Below are 6,541 nucleotides of genomic sequence, written 5' to 3'. Positions count from 1 at the left end.
GCGACAGCATGAGTTAACTGGTCTGCAGGTCGCTGTGAGTCTGGAGGCCGATGCGGCCTGGCATGTGCGTGCCTGGGGCGAGTGGGTGCTGCAGCGTGCGCGGGCGGCGCTGGCAGGCTACTATCCGACGGTCGATGACAGGCCGACGGTGGCTTACCTGTGGGCGCGAACGATGCGCTGCAAGAATTGCCGGGCGACGGTGCCGCTGCTCAAGACGCGCTGGCTGGCCAGGACGGGGAAGAAACGGGTGGCGCTCAAGATGGAGCCAAACGCTGAGCGGACAGGCGTGGTCTTCGAGATCTGGGAGGATGTGCCGCTGCCGACGGGGACGGCCCAGGAGCGCCGGGCTTTTGAGCGCCGCGTGGGCGGGGGGACGATGTCGCGCACGGGGGTGACCTGCCCCTGCTGCGGGACGGTGATCAAGATGGAGGATATCCGCTTCGAGGGGATGGCGGGCCGCCTGGGAACAGTGCTGACGGCGGTGATCGTCGAGGGCAAGCAGGGGAAGGAGTATCGCTTGCCGACGGAGGAGGAGCGCCGCGCCGCCGAGGAGGCGGCTGACGCGCTGCCGGCCCTGTTTGCGGCGATCCCTTTCGGTCTGCCAGAGGAGCCTTTGCCCCGCGGTGGCCCGGGGGCCAGCCGTGCTTTTTCGGTGGATGGCTACGGCTTCTCGCGCTGGCATCAGCTCTTTACGCCGCGCCAGTTGCTGGCCCTGGGGACCTTCGTGCGCGAGACGCGCGCCGCACGCGAGGAGCTGCGCGCCCTGGGCTACCCGCCGCACTGGGTGGAGGCCATCAGCGCCTATCTGGCGCTGGCGATTGACCGCCTGGCGGATAGGGGAAGTACGCTCTGTTCATGGGATATCGGGCGCATAACAATACGCAATACTTTTAAGCAGTTTACCTTACCGCTCGCTTGGGACTTTGCCGAGAGCGTCCCTTTTGAAGACAGCTCCGGCGGCTACCCTGGCGCCGTTGAGTGGCTCGCCCGCTACCTTGAGCATGCCCTGGCGGCCTGCCGGCACAGCCCAGTGGCTCCCCAGATCCTACAGCGCTCTGCGACGCAAGCGCTTGACGAGCGTTACGACCTCATCGTCACCGATCCTCCCTACTACGACGCCATCCCCTACTCTGACCTGATGGACTTCTTCTACGTCTGGCTGCGGCGCAGCCTGCACGGCCTCAGCCCCGAGATCGACGCCGTCTTTGCCAGCCCGCTCGCGCCCAAGTGGGATCATGAGCGCAATGACGGCGAGCTGATCGACGACGCCAGCCGCTTCGGCGGCGACCGCCAGCACTCGCGGGCCGCCTACGAAGATGGCATGTACCACGCCTTCCAGGCCTGCTACCGCGCTCTACGCCCCGATGGGCGCCTGGTCATCGTCTTCGCCCACAAGCAGCCTGACGCCTGGGAGACCCTGGTCGCGGCCCTCATCCGCGCCGGTTTCGTCGTCGAGGCCAGCTGGCCCATTCAGACCGAGATGAGCAACCGCACACGCGCTCTCTCCTCCGCCGCTCTGGCCTCCTCCATCTGGCTGGTCTGCCGGCGGCGGCCCGAGAGCACGCGCCCCGGCTGGGACAAGACCGTCCTTGCCGAGATGCGCCAGAACATCACTGAGCGCCTGCGCCACTTCTGGGACGTCGGCATTCGCGGCCCCGACTTCATCTGGTCGGCCACCGGCGCGGCCCTCGAAATCTACAGCCGCTACCCGGTTGTCAAAAAAGCCGACCAGCCGGGCCAGCTCATGAACATCAGCGAATTCCTGCGCCACGTCCGGCGCATCGTCGTCGACTTCATGGTTGGGCGCGTCCTCAGCCAGAGCGGGGACAGCATCAGCGAGCTGGACGACCTCACCGCCTACTACCTGCTGCACCGCTATAGCTTCGGCTTCGAGCCGGTACCCAGCGGCGTCTGCATCCTCTACGCCATGTCCTGCGGCCTCAGCGATCGTGACCTCGTGCAGCGCTACGACCTGCTCAGCCGCAGCGCCTCAGCCAGCACCAGCAACGGCAGCACCCCCGACGAGGACGACGAGGAGGAGGACGAGGGCGCCGAAGAGGTCAACGGGAGATCAGGCGAGAGCAGCGGCAGCAACCTGCGCCTCAAAAGTTGGCAGCAGCGTCGTCAGCCGCACCTCGGCCAGAGCGTCAACGGCAAAGACGACGAGCCACCCCCGCTCATCGACCAGGTCCATCATCTCATGCACCTGTGGAAGGCCGGCGACGTCCGCCCCGTCAACGACTACCTCGACCACCAGATGCTCGACCACAAGCCGCTCTTCCGTGCCCTGCTGCAGGCCCTCATCGAGCTGGCCGCCGAGAGCAGCGATGAGCGCTCCCTGCTGGAGAGCATCAGCAACTATCTCGACCAGCGCAAAGGCTTGCCGAACCAGAGCCTGCCATTCAGCCAGGTCCAGGCAAGGCCCTCTGTTCCATCCCGCAGCAGGCCAGAATAGAGCCGCCGCACTTTCCTGGCCTGCTGCCCGATCTGTTCCTGCTCCGATCGCCGCGGTGGGCCAGGCCGGAGCGGGCAGGCTGGCCTCAGTCAACCCCAGGAGGGAGTACCTTGATTGGAGGAGATGCACGAGTAAGACAGGTCAAGAAGAGGGAGAGAGGAACCTATGAGCACCAGTACACACCGGTCGCATCCCTGGCATGAGATCGTGCGCCTGCGCGACGACCTGCTGAATGGCGACCTCAGCCTGGCCAGCTTTGCCGCCGACCTCTATGACGTCGTCATGCAGCGAGGCAACTCGCTCTACCGCGAGCCAGACGAATTCTTCTCCTTCACCTATCCCACGGCCAACATGCGCCGTCTGGCGCGGGAAGTCATGCAGCGCCTGGCCGGATTGAGCGATCGCGCCGTCTACCAGCTCGAGCTATACTACGGCGGCGGCAAGACCCACACCCTCATCACCCTCTATCACCTGGCTCATCGGCCCGAGCGTCTGCCCAGGCTGCCCGCCGTCGAAGAATTCCAGGCAGCCATCGGTCTAAGCCCCCTGCCGCGGGCGCGCATCGCCGTGCTGGCCTTCGACAAGCTTGACCCGGAAAAGGGCCTGGAGATCCCCGGTCCCGGCGGAGAGCGGCGCTGGCTGCGCCATCCCTGGAGCATCCTCGCCTACCAGCTCGCCGGCAGCGAAGGGCTGCGCCTCATCCATCCCGACGAGCAGGACGCCGAGCGCGAGACGCCACCGGCGGAGAACCTGATCAGCACCCTGCTCTCGCTGCCGGCGCGCCAGAACAACGCCACCCTTGTCCTCATGGACGAGGTCCTCATCTATGTCCGAGAGAAGGTCGGCCTTGATCCTGTCTGGCGCTGGCGCATGAGCGACTTTTTCCAATATTTGACGCAGGCCGCCAACAAGGTGCCCACCTGCGCCGTCGTCGTCTCGCTGCTGGCCAGCGACCCGCGCAAGCGCGACGAGCTGGGGCGCGAGCTGAGCAACGAGCTACAAGAAATCCTCGGACGCCAGCGCGAGCCGGTTTTCCAGCCGGTCGAAAAAGAGGACCTTGCCGAGGTGCTGCGCCGGCGCTTCTTCACTCCCGACTCCATCCGCAACCGCGACCTTTTCCGTCCCCAGGCCATCTTTGCCGTCAACGGCATCGCCTCCCTTGTCGAAGAGGTGGCCAGGCATCGTCACGAACTTGAGGAGCGCATTGTCAACAGCTATCCCTTTCATCCCGATCTCATCGACCTCTTCTACGGCAAATGGACCGACCTGCAGACCTTCCAGGGTACGCGCGGCACGCTGCGCAACTTTGCCCTGGCCTTGCGCGACGCCGCCCGCTGGGACCCCTGCCCGCTGGTCTCCGTCAATGCCTTCATTGGCCCGCCCAACGGCAGCGGCCTCTCGGAAGTCGCCCACGAGCTGGCCACCACCGCCGAAAACGAATCGTACGAGGGCCGACGCCAGGCCTGGAGCGCCATTCTACAGAGCGAACTAGAGAAGGCGCGCCAGATCCAGCGCTCCTTTCCCTCATTGCGTTTCCGCGAGGTCGAGCAGGCGGTTTTTGCCACCTTCCTGCACTCGCAGCCCGTGGGCAAAGATGCCAACCTGCATGAACTGCTGCGCCTCATCGGCCAGATGAGTCCTGATCGCATTGCTCTGACGCAGGCCCTGAAGCAGTGGACCGAGGTCTCCTGGTTTCTCGACGAGAGCACCTGGCATGAGAGAGAGAAACTGGACGAGGAGGGCCAGGAGCTGCCAAAGGTCTGGCGTCTGGGGGCGCGACCCAACCTGCGTCAGATGCACCACGATGCCTGTCAGAACATCAGTCCCGAGGCTGTCGAGCACCATCTGCGCCGTGAAATCGAGGAGTGTCGCTATCTCTTCTCGACCAGTGGCGAGCGGCATCCGCCGCGCGTGCACAAGCTTGCCCGGGAGCCGCGCGATGTAGATGACGACGGTGATCTACATCTGGTCATTCTGGGGCCAGAAGGGGCCTGCCGTCCCGGGCATCCCTCGGAGCTGGCCCTGCGCATCCTGAACGAGAAGAGCGGTCCCGAGGCGCCGCGCGTCTATCGCAACGCCGTCATCGTGGTAGCTCCCTACACGCGCGGGCTGGATGGTGCCCGCGAGGCCCTGCGCAGCTATCTGGGCTGGCTCGACGTTGAGGAGCGACTCAAGCGTGAAGAGCAGGAGGTCGACAGCAATCGCCAGGCGCTGCTGGAACGCGAGAAGAAAGAGAGCGAGACGCGCCTCAAGGAGCTGGTGCGCGAGAGCTACTGCATTGTGGTGGCGCTCTCGGTCAACAACGAGGCGGAGGCATTTCAGATCAAGCTCACCGAGAGCAATCTGTACGCCTCGCTCAAGGCTGATGAGCGTGTGCGCATCTCGGAGCAGCCGATCGAGGCAGAGGCTCTGCTGCCGGGCGGTCCCTATGAGCTATGGCGTCCGGGCGAGAGCGCGCGGCGTTACAAGGATGTGCTGGAGGCCTTCGCCCAGTTCGTGCACCTGCCGCGTATTGTCGACCGCCAGGCCATCAGGCAGACCCTGATCAATGGCTGTCTGCAGGGACGCTTTGTTTTTCGTCAGCCGCGGCCCGATCGCAGCTATCGCACCTTCTGGCGACAGCGTCCCGATGAGGAGGTGCTGCGCGATCCGGCGCTAGAGGTGGTCTTGCCCGAGGCGGCCAGTCTGACAGAGCTGGCGCCTGAGCTGTTGCAGCCTGGGGTCTTGCCAGAGCTGTGGCAGGGTGAGGAGCTGTCTCTCAGTCGGCTCTCTATCTACTTTGGCGGCGGTCAAGTCGTCCATGAGCCGCGCGATGGTTACAGTGAGCTGTTGGCCATTCCGCAGGCTGAGCCGCGGGTGATCAGGCAGGCGGTGCGCGAGGCGGTGCGGGGGCGACAGCTCTGGTTATTGAGCGGGCAGAGCAGCTTTTTGGGGGAGGAGGTGGCTGAGGATGTGCTGTTGAGCGAGGGGGCACGTCTGAGGCGCCCGCCGGAGCCGTTGGCGGCCAGTGAGATTCTGCCTGAGCGGCTGCCGGAGGCCTGGCGTGGTGAGCAGACGACGGCGCGGGAGATCGCTGATGCGTTGGCCAGGCGTCTGGGTGTGCCCTTGCCCTGGCTGACGGTGCGGGCGGTCATTGAGGATGCTTTTCAGCAGCGTCTGCTGGAGCGCAGCGTCGACTCAGGTCCCTGGCCGTGTGACTATGCGGGGGCGCGGGCGGTCAAGATTGTGGTGACGCGCCAGGAGCCGGTAGCGGTGGCTGGCCTGCAGAGCACGCTCATGGGGGCGGCAGGTGTGAGCGCCGCGCGTGAGCAGCCCACGGCTTATGTGTTGCCGCTGCGCGCGGAGGCGACGCTTGAGAGCGGTGAGCTTCAGAATTTGGCTGAGGTAGTTGGCGAGCTGTTTAAGATCTGTGGGGACTACAATCTTACTCTGCGTCTTCAGGTTGGGATCGAAGTTGAGCCGGCCAGCCGTGTGACGGGGGAGGCCTTGCAGCGTTTGAATGCTGTGTTGGGCGAGGTGGCACCTGGCTTGAGGTTGCGCTCTTCTTCTGCCTGAGTATGGAGGATGGCTCTTTTCCTTTTGCTCGTTGCCATCTGCTGAGTAAGGAGAGCAGAGAAGCAGAGTGAGCGCCGGGTGGCATGCCCGGCGCTCATGTTTTATTGCTGGACGCTTTTCCTCCCCTCCTCCTCTCCTTCTTTCAGTATCCGCAAGCGGATCGAGACCCCTGCCACTCTATGGACATCACATACAGCAATCCGAGCACGACCCTTTCAATATCCACAAGCGGATCGAGACCCCTGCCACGCTGGTACGTCACAAGCAATGACATGCTTGCGCTGCTCTTTCAGTATCCACAAGCGGATCGAGACCCCTGCCACTCCGTGGGCTGCAGCAGGCCGCGGGCCAGTCCCCAGACTTTCAGTATCCACAAGCGGATCGAGACCCCTGCCACACGTGGTGAGCGGCTGCAACCAGGGACATTTGCTGTCTTTCAGTATCCACAAGCGGATCGAGACCCCTGCCACTCCGTGGGCTGCAGCAGGCCGCGGGCCAGTCCCCAGACTTTCAGTATCCACAAGCGGATCG

Annotated in this window: 2 protein-coding genes; both read left to right on the top strand. The window is 64.6% G+C overall.

The annotated features are described in order from the left end of the window. A partial coding sequence (locus tag IRZ31_RS19290; RefSeq protein WP_297156731.1) for a hypothetical protein occupies positions 1-2,455 on the top strand: 2,455 nt, incomplete at its 5' end. Positions 2,456-2,620: 165 nt separating this feature from the next. Further along, a complete protein-coding gene (locus tag IRZ31_RS19285) occupies positions 2,621-6,010 on the top strand; it encodes a DUF499 domain-containing protein (protein WP_297156728.1) in 3,390 nt (1,129 codons plus the stop codon). Positions 6,011-6,541: the final 531 nt, after the last annotated feature.

Origin of the sequence: Thermogemmatispora sp. (genome assembly GCF_019683635.1) — a bacterium.
GTDB lineage: Bacteria > Chloroflexota > Ktedonobacteria > Ktedonobacterales > Ktedonobacteraceae > Thermogemmatispora.
The sequence above is the reverse complement of the archived record's forward strand: the minus strand, read 5'-3'. Positions and strand labels throughout refer to the sequence as shown.